The sequence below is a fragment of the Mycobacterium spongiae genome, assembly GCF_018278905.1.
Classification (GTDB): Bacteria; Actinomycetota; Actinomycetes; order Mycobacteriales; family Mycobacteriaceae; genus Mycobacterium; species Mycobacterium spongiae.
The window spans coordinates 3,045,884-3,061,654 of sequence record NZ_CP046600.1 but is presented as its reverse complement, the minus strand read 5'-3'; the positions used below and the strand labels follow the sequence as shown (position 1 = coordinate 3,061,654).

The following is a 15,771-nucleotide window of genomic DNA, read 5'->3' as shown; positions in this document are numbered from 1 at the left end:
TTGTGATTCAGCGCGTTAGCGCGTTAGGCAGCTGTCAACGCGCCGAGTGCGCTCCCGACGAACTGGGGGTCGTCACACATGGGAAAGTGGTTTCCCGAAAGGACTTTGAGTTGTCGGGCGTCGGGGAACAGTGCCTTCCACTGCGGTTGGAACCCGAGCGGATCGTTGTGTTCGCCGAACACGCTCAACAGCGGCTTGCCCGCGAGTGGTCCGGTCAATCCCGTGTGGATCTCGCGGTAGAGGTCCTCGGCGCGTCGTGCATCGCGGAAGTAGGCGTGCCAGGCGCGGCGAGCGCTGGTGTCGAGGCCGGCGCGAAATATCTTGCGATCGGTGCGCTTCCAGTGTCGGCCCACGCCGAGCCGGGTGGACGTCATGGCCGGGAGCCATGCCAGTAGGGCGTCGGACTCTCTGGCTGGGGCGCTTCCCATCACCGAGAGCATGCCGCGAAACAGCACACCCGTCGGACGCCAGGCGAAGCAGTTGACGGCTGCCAGGGACGCAATGCGGTCGGGTCGTCGCGAGGCGGCGGCGAAAGCCGCTGGGCCGCCGAGGTCGTGGGCAACGAGGGTGACGTCGCGTAGATCCAGCGCATCGATGACACTGGTGATCGTTGCGGCGGCCTGATCAAGCGTTGGGCGCCGGTCGATCCGATCGCTCAGGCCGCTGCCGACCGGGTCGATCGCCACGCAGCGGAAGCGGGTGTGCAGGTGCGCCAGAACATCCCGCCACACGAAGCTCCACGTTCCGACGTGGACAAACAACAGCGTGTGGCCCTGCCCGATATCGGTGATCGCTACCCGGTCGGGTCCCACCATCAGCCCCGTGGTGGGCCATGGCCAGGCGGACGCCGGAAGCCAGGCGGGCCGGTCGATCGGTGCGAGGGTCATCGGGGATTCCTCTCATCTCAGGTCATCGCGGGTGGCGGGCGCGGACAGGGCGCCAACGATGAACGCGGTCAGGCGGCGGGCCTGCTCATCGAGGTCTTCGGTATCCAGCGGGGGCGCCTGGCCTGTCGGGTTTGCGCGGGCGAACAGGCCGGTGATGATCCCCACGACCAGGTCGAGACGGGTTCGCAACTCGTCGTCGGCGAGATGAGGCAGTTGGTCGGCAAGCAGCGGGGTGAACGTGTGGGCCGTCGCGGCGAATTGCTCTGCGGCCGCGGCCGCAACCGCCGTACTGGGCTGGCTGTATGCCCTTCCGATGAATCGCGCCATCTGGGGTTCTGTTTGCCGGAGTTCGGCCAGGGTTTCCAGGTCCGGACGGACGAAGGCGTCGACGATGTCGGCCAGCGCCGGCGCGGCCACCCGTGCCTGTGCGGCCGCCACGAGCTCGCGACGTCGGGTGTTGATCGGTGCGATGTGGCGGTTGAGCACTTCGCGGAGGAGTCCGTCGCGGCCACCGAAGTGGTAGTGCACGGCGGCGACGTTGGCCTCCGCCTCACGGGTCACCGCCCGCAGCGACGTTGCCTCCTCACCTCCCTTGGCGAAGAGCCGTTCGGCGGCGGCTAGCAGTCGATCGCGGGTGGCTGGCGCGTCCATGCAGGCGAATCTAACAGTGTTTGAATCACTGAGTCAAACAATGCTTGAATCCCGCGGAAGGTGCCGCCGTGCCTCACACGCTGGGTACCTGGTTTACCAGCGGCTCGCCGTTGAGGTAGTTCTCGAGATTCGCGCCGAAAAGGGCGAAGACGTTGCGCCAATGCTCGTCGGCCGTGGCAGCGCTGTGTGGGGAGAGGTACAGGTTGGGCGCCGCCCAGAGTTCGGCCGCCGCAGGCAGTGGCTCGTTCTTGACGACGTCGAGAGCGGCGGCGGCGAGGTGACCGTCCGACAGCGCTTTGACCAGGTCGTCCTCGTCGACCGCGCTGCCGCGTCCGACATTGATGAACACGCTGCCGCCAGACATAGCGCCAAAGATCTTGGCGTTGAACAGGTCACGGGTGTCTGGCGTTTCGGGAACTGCGGCGACCACGACGGCGCTCCCGGTGACCGCGCTGACCAGATCGGCAGCTCCGAACACCTCGTCGACGTCGCGGTCGGTTGCACCGGTCTGTGCGCTTTGCCGGACTGCTTTGACGTGCATACCGAAGGCTCGGGCCAGAATGGCCACGCGGCGACCGATCGACCCTAACCCTACGACGGTGAGCGATCGCCCGGCGAGTTGGCTTCCATAGGTGGGCCGCCAAACGTGTTCCCGAGCGAGTGTATCGATCTCGGGGAGCCGTTTGACGATCTGAAGTATTCGGGCGAACACGAACTCGGCGATTGCCACCGAGTTGGCGCCGGCCGCCGTGGTGAGGCGGACGGACCCGTTGGGCACTCCGGCGGACTGCAACTGGCTCACCCCAGCACCGACGCCTTGGACCCACCGCAGCCGGGGCGCCAGGTCCGCGACGTCGAAGGGGAGGTCTTGGGCGAGGATTACTTCGGCTTGTGCCAACACTTCTCGTTGTCGATCGGTCAACGGTGCCTGCTGATCGCGCAGGTCCGCCGAAGGATCCTGGCCGCGCCGCAGCCGCACTGCATCGGAATCGGTGTAGCGCTCGTCGATGACCTGGATGCGTGGGCTGATCGACTTCAGTCGCGCGATATCGGCCGCCAGCGCGGTCGCCGGTCTGTGGTCCCATGCCGCGGGGAACATGATCGCCACCACCACAGGTTCGTCAGGCACTGCTGATCAACCCCTCTCGCCTGGCTGCCCGCCAGATGCCGCGCCGGTAATCCGGTCGATCAAGAGCCGCCTCATGACTTGTTGCGTGGACGCGGTGCGCGGAATCTCGTCGACGACGACGATTCGGCGCGGGTGTTTGAACGAAGCGAGTCGATCCGCGTAGCGCTTGCGAACGAACTCCAACGTCGGAGCACGCTGGCCGGGTTCGACAACCATTGCTGCGCAGACGATTTCGCCCCAGTCTGGGTCGGGTATGCCAATTACCGCGACATCCTGGATGCCCGGCAGGCCCGCGACGACCGCCTCCACCTCGGCGGGGGAGATCGAGTGACCGGCTGACCGGATGATGTCCTTGGCGCGACCGGTGATGTAGACATATCCGTCGTCGTCGATCTCGGCGAGATCACCGGTGTGCAGCCAGCCGTCCGCAGTGAAGCTGTTCGAACCACGAGAGGGGTCATGGCCCTGTGCGGGTGGATCGAACACGCACGGACCCCGCAGCTGCAGTTCTCCGTCGTGGCTCATGCGCAGTTGAACCCCCTGCATGGGCAGTCCGCAGGAGCCCGCCCGCCCGGTGAGCGCGGCACCCTCGAGCACGGTGACCGGCCCGGCTTCGGTCGAACCGTAGAACACCCGAATGTGGGCTTGGGGAAGCAGAGCCTTCAGGGACTCGATCAGACTCGGAGGGGTGGCCGATGTGCCCGTGTCGGCAATGCGGATCGAGGACAGGTCGGGGGTCTCGGCCTGCTCGACGTAGTCGAAGATCCGACGCCAAATCGCCGGGATGCAGTAGATGCGCTCCGCGCGGTGGGCAGCGATCCCGCGACAGATGGTCGCGGCGGTGAAGTCGAGTGGGAGGATCACCAGTGCTCGGTTCTGCCACTGCTGCAGGGCGATCATCCAGGCTGCGACGTGGAAAAGTGGGAACGGGCACATCGCCGCGCCCCGGTGTTCGGGTTGCGCTCCGGGGTGACTCCGTAGCACCGACACCCGATTGCTCAGCGCGATGGGCTTGGGCTCGCCCGTGCTGCCACTGGTGAAGAACGACACGTGGGGGGCATCCTCATGGAGTTCCATGTCGGGAAGCGTTGGTTCGCACGGAAGGTGTTCCGCCTCCTCCAACAGGTCGGTTGCCTGGCTTGGGCCTAGCGCCAGCCCTGGGTCGACCAAGCGCTCCAGCTCGCCTGCTTCTCTCTCGGACAAGGCTGGATCTATCGGCACGAACACCGCGCCCAGTTTCGACGCGGCAATGAACAGCGCCACGGTCGCGATGCTGATGTCGGCGCGATTGGAGATATGATCGCCGACCCCGATCCCGCGGTTTGCTAGGCACCGCGCGACGTGTTCGGAGATCAGGTCTAGCTCGCCGAAGGTCCAACTTCGTTCGCCGATCGCCAACGCTGGACGGTCGGGGACGGTTCTCGCGGCGTTGCGGAAGATGTCACTGACCAGAAGTTCCATATCCCTGTATGCCCCCGCGCTAACTGGAACCCACGTTTCGGATGCCGGCGAGGCAGAAGTCAGCGAGATGCCGACACTCCGCCTTGGATGGAGTGGTCTGATAGGTCAAGTGGTGGCGCATGGCGCCGGTGACCAGGCAGTAGATTGCCGCGGCGTGCCGCTCTTTGAGCGTCGAGTCGGAAGGTCGCAGCGACAACGCCGCCACCGGCTCGTGGAGCAGATCGACGAGACGTTGGATCGACTCCTGCTGTTGTGCCGCGTAGTTGCGGTCCAGCAGCCCTTGGTCGACGAAGAACGGACGGGTGCGCTGCGCCGCCGCCGGTGCCGTCACCTGGGCCATCATGCCGTCCACCCAAGCCCGGATTTTTCCCTCGGGATCGTCAACCTTGTCCAGCCGCGTCTTGAGGTATCCGGCGAGCTGCCGACGGCCGTCATCGAGCAGCAGCACCAACAGTTCGTCCTTGGAGTCAAAGTGGCGGTAGAACACCGGAGTCGACACACCGGCCTCGGCAAGAATCGCCCGCAAGGACGGGTCAGTGGAGCCGGTGGCTTCGATCACCTTGTAGGCGGCTTCGACGATATTGGCCACCTCGTCGGTGTAGCGCGCCCGGCGCCCAGTGAGCCAATCTTCCGCTTTCCGCGGTAGCCGCGATTCAGCAGCTCGCTCTCGCTTCGTCATGGCCGTGATCCTACCCGCTCGATTTGCTAAATAAAAACACTGATTTTAGTATCAGTTACACTGTGTTTTTACGCTGGGAGTCAGTAGAGGCGGTTCGAGATGCGACGCGAGGTCGTCATGACGGGCATCGGCGGGCAGGGAATACAGCTGTGCGCCCAGGTGCTCGCCCGGGGAGCGCTCCGCGCGGGACTGCACGTGCAGCTCTTCGGTAGCTACGGCGGGATGATGCGCGGTGGTAACACCGAGGCGTCCTTGATCGTCTCGGACGCGCCAGTGACCGCACCGCCGACCATTGACAAGGCGTGGTCGGGGTTCGTGATGCACCATGACTACTCCCAGCCCACGTTGGCGCGGCTGACGCCCGAGTCGCTCGTGCTCGTCGACTCCACAGTCTTCGAGGGCCCGCTGCCCGCGGAGCTGGAATCGGTGACGCAGATACCAGCCACCGCCATCGCGATTGATCTGGGGCGCAAGCAAATCGCCTCCATGGTGCTGCTCGGCGCATACCTGGCAGTCACCGGTCTCGTGGATCTGGACGCCGTCAAAGCCGCAGTGCCCGAGGCCCTGCCGTCCTACCGGGAGAAGCTCGGCGGGCCGAACCAGGAGGCGCTCGACGCGGGTTTCGCGGCCGGGCGACAGTGTGTCGCTAGCGATACCGAGATGGCGGCGATGTGACCGAACCAGCCACCATCCAAGCGACCGGCACGGTCGTCATCGACGTGGACGCATGCAAGGGATGCGATCTTTGTGTGGCCGCCTGCCCGGTCGATGTGCTGGTGATGTCGACCGATGAGGTCAACGTCCGGGGATACCGGTATCCGAAGTTGCTCGCGGGATGCATTGGATGCAAGGCCTGTTCACAAATCTGCCCCGACTTCGTCTTCCAGGTGTACCGCTATGACGAGCCCGTCGAGTACGAGGTCGACACGTCCCACCCGGAAGGCTCACCGTGAGCACCGTCGACCAGCATGGCGGCGTGGCGACCGGTGAGCTGGAATTCCTGGAGGGGTCGGAAGCGATCGCCAAAGCCATGATTGTGGCCGGGTGCCGGTTCTTCGCTGGATATCCGATGACTCCGTTCACCGAGGTGCTCGAGGGGATGGCCAAACACCTTCCCGCCGTGGGTGGTACGTGCATCAACGCCGAGAGCGAGCTAGAAGCCGTGGGTATGGCCTGGGGCGCGGCGGCCACCGGGGTGCCAGCCGCCACCGGGTCGACCGGGCAAGGCCTTTCCCTCATGCAGGAATCTCTTGCCGAGATCACCTACGCCCGATTGCCGCTTGTCGTATTGAACATGGCGCGTGCCCAGGGTGACTACTTCCAGGCAACTCGGGGCGGTGGACACGGAGACTATCGCCATATCGTGCTGGCGCCCAGCGACGTCGCAGAAGCCGTCGAGTTGGTGCAAGAGGCTTTCCATCTGGCGGCGCTGTGGCGCAATCCGGTGCTGGTCATGGGCGACTACTACATCGCGCACACCTGGCAGTCGGTGTCGGTGCAGCGCCTCGACTTCGGCCCCGAGCCGGACCGCAGCTGGAGACTGGACGGATCCACTGGCGGGACCGGACGAGCTAAACTCATCTCTCCGCTGGCCGACACCAAGCGGGGCGACGACGTCGGCTACGACCTTGCCGAGTTCTACGGCCGTCGCGGCGCCGAGCTGGACCGGATGGGCCGTGAGGTCGCCCCGCGCGCGGAGTGCGGCTTCGTCGAGGACGCGGACCTGGTGGTCGTCGCCTACGGAACCGTCGCACAGTATGTGCGGGAGGCCGTCGCCGCTCTTCGGGCTGACGGAGCCCGCGTCGGGTTTATCCGTCCAATCACGCTGTACCCGTTCCCCACTCAGATTCTTCGCGATGCCGCGCGGGGCCCCCGGGCCTTCGCGGTATACGAGAACAACCGGGGCCAGATGATCGAAGATGTCAGGCTGGCCGTGCTCGAACGCGCGGATGTGCGATTCATCGGTGGACTCAGCGTTGACTCTTCAGGATTCGGCATCGCCCCCGATCTGGATGTCAGCTCCGTGCGAGCTCGTATCCGTGCCTGCCTGGAGGAGATCACGTGACCGGCCGATCGCTACCCATCGTCGACTCGACCACCGCCCCAACGCGTCCGGCCAGGCTGGTGGACGACTTCACGCCCAGGCTCATTAACCAAGGGGCACACCATCTGTGTCCCGGGTGCGGGGAACCGATCGCGATGCGTCTGGTCATGGAGGCTATCGATGAGCTCGGATTAGCCCAGCGGAGCATCGCTGTATTCGGAATCGGTTGCTATACAGCGTATTCCAATAACCTGGACGTCGAAGTCCTGCAAGCCTTGCACGGTCGTGCGCCATCGGTGGCGACGGGTGTCAAGCGAGCGCTGCCCGAGTCGTTGGTCGTCACCGTGCAAGGCGACGGGGACATGGTCAACGAGGGCCTCCAGGAGGTCCTGCACACCATGGCCCGTGGGGAGTCGGTGACGTGCTTCATGCTCAACAACGGAGTCTTCGGTGAGACGGGTGGGCACATGACTGCCGCAACGGTCCTCGGTCAGCGAACCAAGAACACCTTGGAAGGCCGCGACGCCGGCGAGCACGGCTACCCGATTGTGATCGGTGACCTGATTGCGCGGCTGGACGGCGCCGCTTACGTGGCACGGGGTGCGGTGAACACCCACACCAACGTTGCCCGCACCAAGAAGATGGTCAAGGAGGCCCTCTCGGTCCAGATGGCCGGTCTTGGTGGCTCGTTCGTAGAGATCCTGACGATGTGCCCGACCGGGTGGTTCGTCGACACCCTCGAAGCCCCCGAGTACCTCAACGACAACATCGAGCCTACGCACAGGTTCGGGGTGGTGCGCGACCGGCGCACGGCCGGTTCGCGACAGAACTGATCCCCCAGATCGGAGACCGACCGTGAGCGACGCGATCACCCTCTCTATGAAGCCGACCGGCTGGTTCCAGATCGGCTGGTCGGCCGAGTACCAACCCGGCGACATCCGGCCCCTGAAGTACTTCGGCCAGGAACTCGTCGGCTACCGCAGCGAGTCAGGGACCTTCACCCTGCTCGACGGTCATTGTCCACACCTCGGCGCTCATCTCGGCTATGGCGGTCAGGTGCGCGGCGAGGACATCCAATGCCCGTTCCACGGCTGGCAGTGGGGCCCGGACGGCCGCAATGTCTGCATCCCCTACCAGAATCGGGTCACCAAGCGGCGGGTCAAGGTCTGGCCAGTGGCCGAGCGCAACGGCGTGATCTACGCCTGGCACGACACCGAGGGTCGCCCGCCCCTGTGTGAGGTGCCAGATCTCTTCCAGCTCTTCGAGAGTGCTGGCGACCCCGCGATGTATCAGGACCCCTACCCGGAGGGCACACTGCACCGCAGGGACCTGACCCTGCACCCACAGTTCGTCGTCGAGAACGGCGTCGACGTCGCCCACTTCACATTCGTGCATAGGGCCGACAACGCCCCCACGATCCGTCGCCGTTCGTTCGACGACTGGACCTTCCAGACCACCATGTCCATGGAATTCGCCGTCCAAGACCCAGACACCCAACAAGCCCGTCGGGTCGAGGGCGGCCTGCAAGCCCACCTCGTCGGGCTCGGACTGTCCTACGCACACGCGTGGGGCACCGGCAGCGTGTGCAGCCTTACCGCTCCAACGCCGATCGACGACAACGTGGCAGAGCTTCGCTTCACCGCTTGGGTTGACACCGCCGACGACCCGCAGCGTGTTCTGCTGAGCCGCCGCCAGCGCAGCGCCATTGCTCAGGTCCAGGCGGACCTCAACATCTGGGAGCACCAACGGTATACGGACCCACCCGTGCTGGCGACTGCGGAGGCGTCCGGGTTCAAGGACATCCGCCAATGGGCGCGTGGTTTCTACCCGCCCAGCGACGACCGGTCTGCCGAACTCGCCGGCGCAGGGCGCGAGATGCGGTGAGCCCAGTGACCGACACGGACGCGTGGCGGCAGGAAGTCAGAGACTTCCTGGCTGCCGAACTCCCGCCAGAGCACGCCTTCAACACCGAGTTCGACGACTCACCAGAGCAATGGGATATCGCGGTCGCGTTCTCCCGCAAGGTCGCGGCACAGGGATGGATAGGACTGACCTGGCCAACCGAATACGGCGGGGCGGGACGAAGCCTCCAAGACCAGCTGGTGTTACTCGAAGAACTCGCCGCGGCCGATGCCCCGATGGTGAACAGCGTCGGGACGTTCCTGGTTGCCGGCACCCTGCTGGTGGGCGGCACCGAGGAGCAGAAGCGCCGCCTGCTGCCCGACATCGCGTCGATGAAAACCCTGTGGGCCGAAGGGCTCACTGAACCGGACGCCGGATCGGATCTCAGCTCGCTGCGCACCACGGCCGTGCGTGCGGGCACCGACTGGGTGATCACCGGACAGAAGGCCTACACCTCCTGGGGACCCATGTCGGACATGCTCTATGTGGCGGCACGGACCTCACCGGAGTCGTCTCCGAGCAAGGCGATCAGTATCTTCTGCGTCGACCTGCGAGCGCCAGGAGTGACGTTGCACCCGATGCGCAACTTCGGTGGCGGAGTTCAGTCAACGACCTACCTCGACCACGTCAGGGTTGGGGCGAACGCTCTGATCGGTGAGGTCGGTCGCGGCTGGGGCTACATCATGAACGCGTTCTACGCCTCGGGCGGCGTGGAGCCGATCTATGCGGTCCAGGAAGCGCGGCTGAAGAGGTTGATCGACTACTGCACGGTCACCCACGGCGCGGACGGGCCACTGATCGAGCAGCCGGACGTCATCGTCAGGCTCGCCGAGCTCGCGCGCATGGTGCAGGGACAACGCTTGCTCGCCTATGAGCAGATCGGCAACACCCAGGCTGGTCGGAGGTCGCCGTACGACGGGGGAGTGCTTCCCGTAGTTGCCAAAGAGTGGGAACCGTTGTTCGCCCAAATCTTTGACGAGGTGCTGGGGCCGACCAGTCAGCTGACTCGCGACAGCGGGCGCGCGCCCCTGGATGGAGCCCCGGAGGCGTGGTACCGGCAGTCCTTCGCCAACCACGCTGGGGGAACGCCCCAAGTGAAGCGCATGGTGCTGGCGACTCGGGGCTTGGGATTGCCACGATGACGGCGCCTGCGATGGAGCTGACCTGGGGAGCCGACTTCGACGTCTTCGCCGAGACCACCCGGCGCCTCTGCGAGGGATCAACCGAGGCCGCATCGAGCGAAGCTGGCCCGTGTGATCGTCCGGAACTGTGGCAGCAATTGGCAACCCTGGGATGGGCCACGGCCACTGATCCCGCGGCCAGCGACCCGGAGGCAGCAACGTTGGCCAGCATCGCGGGGCTTTTCGTGGAATTGGGCCGCGCCCTTGCCGTTACGCCGCTGCTGCCGGCTCTGAGCGCACATGAGCTTCGTACGTTGAGCCGCCAGCCCCGGTCCGCCCGCGACGACAGCCCGGGTCACCTGTCGATTCCGGTTCTGTTCGATTCCCTGCTGGCTTCGCGCACTGCGCCGATCCGTGCTCGCGGCTCCCGCTTGGCGGGCACAGCAATGTTCGTTCCGTATGCCGACCGCGCCGACGAATTTCTGGTGGGCGTGTGTGGGGATGGGGCACAACGGATCCTGGCAGTGCCGGCCACCACGCCGGGGCTGCGCGTCGAACCGCTGCCCAATATCGCGGGCTACCCGCAGGGTGCCGTGTGCTTCGACGGTGTCGATACGACCGGGTTTCGCGAGCTGGCCGCAGGGCCTCGCGCTGACCGGATCTGCGAGCTGGTGCTGCAGCGGGCCGCGGTGCTGCAGGTCGCCGAGATGTACGGGGCGGGTTGTGCCTTGCTGGACAAGACGGTTCGATTCGCCACGGATCGCGAGCAGTTCGGCGGCCCGATTGGCCGCTTCCAGGCGGTGCAATACCTGTGTACCGATATCGCGGTGAATATCCACGTGACGTCTGCCTTCGCCCGCGCCGCCGCCGCCGGCCTGGACAGCGGCGAGTCGGCCGCGGGGCCCGTGGCGTTGATGCGGATGCAAGCCGCGAAGACCGCCCAGATCATGGTCCATTGCGCTCATGAGGTCCATGCCGGCATCGGCTTCATGCTCGAGGCCGACGTGCACCTCTTCACACGGGCCGCCAAACGGTGGCAGTTCACCCTCGGAAGCGGACTCGAGCATGCCCGGGTTGTCGTGTCCGACCTGACCAACGGTCGAGAGGTGATCGCGTAACTGAGCCGTATCCGCTGCTAGGACCATCTACAACTATGTCTTGTCTAGAAAAAACGATGATCATAAGATCAAAACTACTGTTTTCCTGCCACTGAGGAGGACCCGTGGCGAAGGCTCGTGGCAATGTCGGTAGCAATTTGCTGTTCGAAAACGAGCGGGTGGCGGTGTGGGATATGAGACTTGCTCCCGGACAAAAGGAGCCGATCCATGAACACAAACGTGACTACCTGACGATCCAGATCCGTGGCGACCGCGTCGCGGCGGACTTCGAACCGGAGTGCAAGGGCGCCTGGGCCGAATACGCTGGCCAACGGCTCGAAGCCGAGGTCACGCCCGGCAAGGTCCTGTACTCGGAGAAGGGCGGCGTCGAGGCGGCAGTGAACACCGGCAGCGAAGAGTTCTACGAGATCATCGTGGAGCTCAAGGACTGAGTGCCGCTAGAGCTGTCACCTCAAGGCGCTCGCCGGGTGCGCTCTGACTGATACGGGCGCCGCGCTCACTTCCACGACGCCGGCGAGACGCCGGCCCTACCCACGCGACTCCGCGACTACTTGCCGATCGCAATGGCGAGCTGTTCGGGCAAGTAGTTCACCAGTGCGGGAATGATGCCACCAGCGGTCGTGCCAGTGAGGGGAAGGGTAAGCGGGGCACCCCCGAACACGACCGTAGCCGAGAAGTTCTTGAGCGGGGTGAGAATACCTCCCACGGGAATGTTGGCCGTAATCGAATCTGCTCCGGGGATCGGCGCCAGCGACGGCGGTAGCGGCAACTCCAATGTGGCTTCGCCATTGAGGAAGCCGTTCGCGATGTTGGCGGGAGCCCCGACCAGTGCGGCGACTGCCGCCTCCAGATTTCCGGCCTCTACGGCGCCGGCAAATGCTGCCGCGCTGTCGGCAACCGCGAAAGCTGTCGTGATCGGCGAACCTATCGCGTTGAGACCCATCGCCAGGGGAAGCCCGAACTCCATCGACAAAGTTCCGATATCGAACGAAATGTTCGTGTCGGTGAGTGCGGCGAGCACATTGATCGCGTTCTGTCCAAATTCTGCGGGAACGCCCACGATGGGCAGCAAGTCTCCCACGACACCCTGCAGCTGAATGTTCGACAAGTCAGTTGCGTCCAGACCAGTGAAGAAGATACTGATCAGCGCGTCGCCCAGTTCGCCCACCGCGCCGGTGATGTTGCCCGCCACGAGGGCTTGGAAGGCCGCCTGGAGGGCCGGCGGCACGCCGGCCAGCCCGATAGCGAAGTCTCTGGACGCATTCGCGAGCGACGTTCCGATCAGCTCGGCGATGCCGAATTGGTTGCTAGCGAGCTGTTGCAGGAAGGGCGCTGGGTTGGCCGCCCAGTCAGCGCCGATGCTGTCCAGGTTGGCGACTGTGTTGGTGACGAGATTCTCGTAGGGCCCGAAGACAGAGCCAAGGCCGCTGAGGCCGGGGACAGCCTCAAGGCCGGGGATAGCGCCGAGGCTCGGGAGGGCTAGGGCGCTTGCGGCAGCTGCACCGGGCATCCCACCTTGACCGAACAGCCCGCCGGTGCCCGCGGCACCGCCCGTTCCGTCGGTTCCGGTCGGAGAGCCGAACCCACCGGACCCACCGGCTCCACCGTTGCCACCGTTACCGATGAGAGCGGCGTTGCCTCCCTTACCACCGTCAGCACCGTCCCCACCCGGACCGTCCCCACCGTCCCCGCCGTCCCCACCGTTGCCGCCGGTCGCGCCGTCGCCGTACAACAATCCGCCGTTGCCGCCGTCCCCGGCGGCCCCACCTTTACCGCCGCCACCGTTGGCACCGACGTGCTCCCCGCCGGTGCCGCCGGAACCGCCGGCCCCACCGTGTCCGATCAAGAAGCCGTTGCCGCCGGCGCCGCCGGCACCGCCCTCGGCAGCGACAACTGCGTCGTCGCTGGTAGCCCCACCGTTCCCACCGTTGCCGCCGGCCCCGCCGTTACCGAACAGCAGCCCCGAGGTGCCGCCAGCACCGCCGGCCCCGCCGGCCCCACCGCCTTCTAGGATGGCCGCGTTATTGCCGCCGGTGCCGCCCGCACCACCGGCCCCACCGTTGCCGATCAAGCTGGCGTTGCCGCCAGCCCCGCCGGCACCGCCAATACCGCCGGCGGACGCAGTTCCACCCTCACCACCGCTGCCTCCGGCCCCACCGGTACCGCCGTCGCCGAACAGCAGCCCGGCGTCGCCGCCGGCACCACCGGCACCGCCTGTCCTGACAAAGGAGAACGCAGCCGAATCGCCGGCACCGCCGGCCCCCCCGTCGCCGCCGAAGCCCACGAGCCCAACGCTGCCGCCGGCACCACCGTCGAAGCCGGTGGTACCACCGGCCGAGCCGCCGGCACCACCGTTGCCGAACATGGTATTCCCGCCGTCGCCGCCGGCACCGTTGCTGCTCGACCCGCCGTTTCCGCCGTTGCCGATCATGGCATTGCCGCCCCTGCCGCCGGCGCCCGAATCGCTGGACCCACCGGCACCTGCGTTTCCGAACAGCCCGGCGTCCGCGCCGCGCAGCCCAGACCCAGCCCCTGCATTGCCACCGTCACCGACCACCAACCCAGCCTGGCCGGCGCTGCCGCCAGAAGGCCCACTCCCGCCGTGACCGCCGTTGCCGAACAGCACCGCGCTGCCACCGGCCCCGCCGGCGCCGACAGATGTAGTGCCGATCCCGCCGGCACCGCCAACACCGCCGTTGCCATACAGCCACCCGCCGGCCCCACCGATACCGCCCGCCCCGCCAGCACCCGCCGCGTTCCCGCCGCCGAGCCCGCCGGCACCGCCGTTGCCGATCAACCCAGCGGCCCCACCATTACCGCCGGCCCCGCCGCTGGACCCGCCGGCACCGCCGTTGCCGCCGTTGCCGAATAACAGTCCGCCGGGCGCGCCGTTCCCGCCGGCGCCGGTCCCGGTGCCCGGCGCCCCATCGGCGCCGTTACCGATCAGCGGGCGCCCCAGCAGCGTCAGGGTTGGGGCGTTCACTGCGTTCAGCAGATTCTGCTGGACGTTGGCGGCCTCGGCACTCGCATAGGAGAACGCGCCGCCGCTCAAGGCGTGCACGAACTGCTGATGAAACGCCGCTGCCTGGGCGCTCACCGCTTGATAGGCCTCGCCATGCCCAGAAAACAAAGCCGCGATGGCTGCGGACACCTCATCTGCGGCCGCTGCCGCCATTCCTGTCGTCTGGATCGCTGCCGCAGAGTTGGCGGCGCTGATCGTCGAAGCAATACCTTCGAGATCCCCGGCCGCCGCTGCCACCAGCTCCGGTGCTGCGATCACAAACGCCATATCAGACTCCCATCGCCCAATTGGGGGGTTTACAAGATGATTACGTGGGTTAACAAGATCGTTACCCTAATCGTGACAATAAATGACAACTAGGCCTGTCCGCAAGCGTTTCACGAATCATTATTCGTAAATCAATTTCTGGATGCGGAGAACGCCCCGCGGCGGAACCCGGAACAGGGTGTGGGTGGCGGGCAGGCCGAGGTCGCGCCCAGCAAAGTCCTGTACTCGGAGAAGGGCGGCGTGGAGGCGGCAGTGAACGCCGGCAACGAGCTAGGCGAGCGGCTGGTCATTGCGTCACGGTGACGTAATGTAACGCAAGAGGCCCCGGCGTCGTTTTCACTACTCTCGAGACACCGCGGCCACGGGAAGGCGTCATGAGGGACGCACAATTCAATGGGAAAGTCGCATTCATTACGGGGGCGGCTCGAGGTCAGGGACGCTCCCACGCGGTCCGCTTTGCCGAGGAGGGCGCCGACATCATCGCGGTCGATCTGTGCGAACAGATGGACACCGTCGCATACCCAATGGCCACGCCCGAGGATCTCGACGAGACGGTCGAACTGGTCAAGAAAACGGGCCGCCGCATCGTCGCCGAACACGCCGATGTCCGTGACTTCGAGCGCCTAAAGGCCTTGGTGGCCAAGGGGGTAACCGAATTCGGACGTGTCGATTTCGTCCTGGCGAACGCCGGGATCGCTCCGTTTCTATCGCCCACGCCACCTATGGAGGTCGACGCCTATTTGGAGACCGTTGAGGTGTGCCTCAACGGGGTGTACTTCACGATCGAGGCGGCACTGCCGGCGCTGCTGGACCATGGCGACGGAGGCGTCATCGTGATCACCGGTTCGGGCGGTGGTACAAGGTCCATCATCTCGTCGTTTAGAACTCAAAGTCCTGGCGCTGCCGGATACACTGCGGCCAAACACGGCATCGTCGGTCTGATGCACTACTACGCGACTGCCTTGGCGCCAAAGAACATCCGCGTGAACGTAGTGCATCCGGGCGCGACGGAAACTCCGATTCTCCAGAACGACCAGGCCGAGCAGTTCCTGGAAGCCTTCCCCGAGCACCAGGGCTGGTTGCAGAATCGCCTACCGGTGTCCACCCAGCCTGGCGACATCACTGCAGCGATGATCTATCTCTGCGGCGAGTCGGGCCGCTGCGTCTCCGGCGTTGCCATGGCGGTGGACGCCGCGGGCACGGTGTGATTCTGTGTCCCTGCGGGAAGGGACGGTGAGGCTCCGGGCCGCGCGCACTTCTCGGTTACGGGATGGTCGGGGGCGCGAGCGAGTCCCCTTCTGCGACAAGGAATTCTGTCACAGTGACGTTTCTTGGGGCAAAGGCCGCGCGGGGGGGGAGAGGGCCAAGGCCGGGTCATCGGGGCCGATTAGGAGTGGTGGTTGCGTACCAGTGTGTGGTCAGACTCTCGCCCTGGCTGTGGCCTGTGCAGTGCGCCAACAACATTGAGCGGAGTTCTGCGGTTGGGATCA

The 15,771-nt window shown here is 65.8% G+C and carries 16 protein-coding genes; 10 read left to right on the top strand and 6 right to left on the bottom strand.

All coding sequences use genetic code 11. From position 1 onward, the window contains the following. Positions 1–23 precede the first annotated feature (23 nt). The 5 genes from F6B93_RS12475 to F6B93_RS12455 form a co-directional block, all read right to left on the bottom strand. Positions 24–887 carry an alpha/beta fold hydrolase gene (locus F6B93_RS12475; RefSeq protein WP_211695382.1) on the bottom strand — a complete coding sequence of 288 codons (864 nt, stop codon included), beginning with the start codon at positions 885–887 and terminating at the stop codon, positions 24–26. 12 nt (positions 888–899) lie between these two features. Then, entirely contained in the window at positions 900–1,538 is a 639-nt protein-coding gene (locus F6B93_RS12470; protein ID WP_211695381.1) for a TetR/AcrR family transcriptional regulator, read from the bottom strand. A gap of 73 nt (positions 1,539–1,611) precedes the next feature. Next, positions 1,612–2,667 (bottom strand): D-2-hydroxyacid dehydrogenase, encoded by a 1,056-nt coding sequence (locus F6B93_RS12465; RefSeq protein ID WP_211695380.1) that lies wholly within the window; start codon positions 2,665–2,667, stop codon positions 1,612–1,614. A gap of 6 nt (positions 2,668–2,673) precedes the next feature. Then, positions 2,674–4,128 carry a class I adenylate-forming enzyme family protein gene (locus F6B93_RS12460; RefSeq protein WP_211695379.1) on the bottom strand — a complete coding sequence of 485 codons (1,455 nt, stop codon included), beginning with the start codon at positions 4,126–4,128 and terminating at the stop codon, positions 2,674–2,676. A 19-nt stretch (positions 4,129–4,147) separates the two neighbouring features. After that, on the bottom strand, positions 4,148–4,807 hold the full coding sequence (locus tag F6B93_RS12455) for a TetR/AcrR family transcriptional regulator (RefSeq protein ID WP_211695378.1): 660 nt from the start codon (positions 4,805–4,807) through the stop codon (positions 4,148–4,150). Positions 4,808–4,906: 99 nt separating this feature from the next. On the opposite strand from F6B93_RS12455, the gene F6B93_RS12450 reads away from it, so the two are divergent. The 8 genes from F6B93_RS12450 to F6B93_RS12415 all read left to right on the top strand — a co-directional run bounded on the left by F6B93_RS12450 (position 4,907) and on the right by F6B93_RS12415 (position 11,423). Continuing rightward, positions 4,907–5,482 carry a 2-oxoacid:ferredoxin oxidoreductase subunit gamma family protein gene (locus F6B93_RS12450; RefSeq protein ID WP_211695377.1) on the top strand — a complete coding sequence of 192 codons (576 nt, stop codon included), beginning with the start codon at positions 4,907–4,909 and terminating at the stop codon, positions 5,480–5,482. Next, positions 5,479–5,760: a 4Fe-4S dicluster domain-containing protein gene (locus F6B93_RS12445; RefSeq protein ID WP_246540735.1), complete on the top strand. Its 282-nt coding sequence runs from the start codon at positions 5,479–5,481 to the stop codon at positions 5,758–5,760. Before F6B93_RS12450 ends, F6B93_RS12445 begins: the two co-directional genes overlap by 4 nt. After that, positions 5,757–6,872, top strand: a complete 1,116-nt coding sequence (locus F6B93_RS12440; RefSeq protein ID WP_211695376.1) for a thiamine pyrophosphate-binding protein — start codon at positions 5,757–5,759, stop codon at positions 6,870–6,872. The genes F6B93_RS12445 and F6B93_RS12440 overlap by 4 nt, the downstream gene beginning before the upstream one ends. Continuing rightward, on the top strand, positions 6,869–7,684 hold the full coding sequence (locus F6B93_RS12435) for a thiamine pyrophosphate-dependent enzyme (protein WP_211695375.1): 816 nt from the start codon (positions 6,869–6,871) through the stop codon (positions 7,682–7,684). The genes F6B93_RS12440 and F6B93_RS12435 overlap by 4 nt, the downstream gene beginning before the upstream one ends. Positions 7,685–7,706: 22 nt before the next feature. Further along, a complete protein-coding gene (locus F6B93_RS12430; RefSeq protein ID WP_211695374.1) occupies positions 7,707–8,735 on the top strand; it encodes an aromatic ring-hydroxylating dioxygenase subunit alpha in 1,029 nt (342 codons plus the stop codon). A gap of 5 nt (positions 8,736–8,740) precedes the next feature. Next, a complete protein-coding gene (locus tag F6B93_RS12425) occupies positions 8,741–9,895 on the top strand; it encodes an acyl-CoA dehydrogenase family protein (RefSeq protein WP_211695373.1) in 1,155 nt (384 codons plus the stop codon). Then, complete coding sequence (locus F6B93_RS12420; RefSeq protein ID WP_211695372.1) at positions 9,892–10,992, top strand: acyl-CoA dehydrogenase family protein; 1,101 nt, start codon at positions 9,892–9,894, stop codon at positions 10,990–10,992. Before F6B93_RS12425 ends, F6B93_RS12420 begins: the two co-directional genes overlap by 4 nt. Before the next feature lie 104 nt (positions 10,993–11,096). Then, on the top strand, positions 11,097–11,423 hold the full coding sequence (locus F6B93_RS12415; RefSeq protein WP_211695371.1) for a cupin domain-containing protein: 327 nt from the start codon (positions 11,097–11,099) through the stop codon (positions 11,421–11,423). A 116-nt stretch (positions 11,424–11,539) separates the two neighbouring features. On the opposite strand, the gene F6B93_RS12410 is transcribed toward F6B93_RS12415, so the two are convergent. After that, on the bottom strand, positions 11,540–14,281 hold the full coding sequence (locus F6B93_RS12410; protein ID WP_211695370.1) for a PE family protein: 2,742 nt from the start codon (positions 14,279–14,281) through the stop codon (positions 11,540–11,542). A gap of 180 nt (positions 14,282–14,461) precedes the next feature. Here F6B93_RS12410 and F6B93_RS23400 point away from each other — a divergent pair, with 180 nt between their 5' ends. Both F6B93_RS23400 and F6B93_RS12405 read left to right on the top strand, forming a co-directional pair. Beyond that, entirely contained in the window at positions 14,462–14,584 is a 123-nt protein-coding gene (locus F6B93_RS23400; RefSeq protein ID WP_281426084.1) for a hypothetical protein, read from the top strand. Positions 14,585–14,655: 71 nt separating this feature from the next. After that, on the top strand, positions 14,656–15,489 hold the full coding sequence (locus tag F6B93_RS12405) for a mycofactocin-coupled SDR family oxidoreductase (RefSeq protein ID WP_211695369.1): 834 nt from the start codon (positions 14,656–14,658) through the stop codon (positions 15,487–15,489). The last annotated feature ends 282 nt before the right edge of the window (positions 15,490–15,771 follow it).

Bases quoted from the DNA above. Each gene is read 5' to 3' on its own strand.
- F6B93_RS12475 (WP_211695382.1), bottom strand. From the start codon at position 887: ATGACCCTCGCACCGATCGACCGGCCCGCCTGGCTTCCGGCGTCCGCC.
- F6B93_RS12470 (WP_211695381.1), bottom strand. From the start codon at position 1,538: ATGGACGCGCCAGCCACCCGCGATCGACTGCTAGCCGCCGCCGAACGG.
- F6B93_RS12460 (WP_211695379.1), bottom strand. From the start codon at position 4,128: ATGGAACTTCTGGTCAGTGACATCTTCCGCAACGCCGCGAGAACCGTC.
- F6B93_RS12455 (WP_211695378.1), bottom strand. From the start codon at position 4,807: ATGACGAAGCGAGAGCGAGCTGCTGAATCGCGGCTACCGCGGAAAGCG.
- F6B93_RS12450 (WP_211695377.1), top strand. From the start codon at position 4,907: ATGCGACGCGAGGTCGTCATGACGGGCATCGGCGGGCAGGGAATACAG.
- F6B93_RS12420 (WP_211695372.1), top strand. From the start codon at position 9,892: ATGACGGCGCCTGCGATGGAGCTGACCTGGGGAGCCGACTTCGACGTC.
- F6B93_RS12410 (WP_211695370.1), bottom strand. From the start codon at position 14,281: ATGGCGTTTGTGATCGCAGCACCGGAGCTGGTGGCAGCGGCGGCCGGG.
- F6B93_RS12405 (WP_211695369.1), top strand. From the start codon at position 14,656: ATGAGGGACGCACAATTCAATGGGAAAGTCGCATTCATTACGGGGGCG.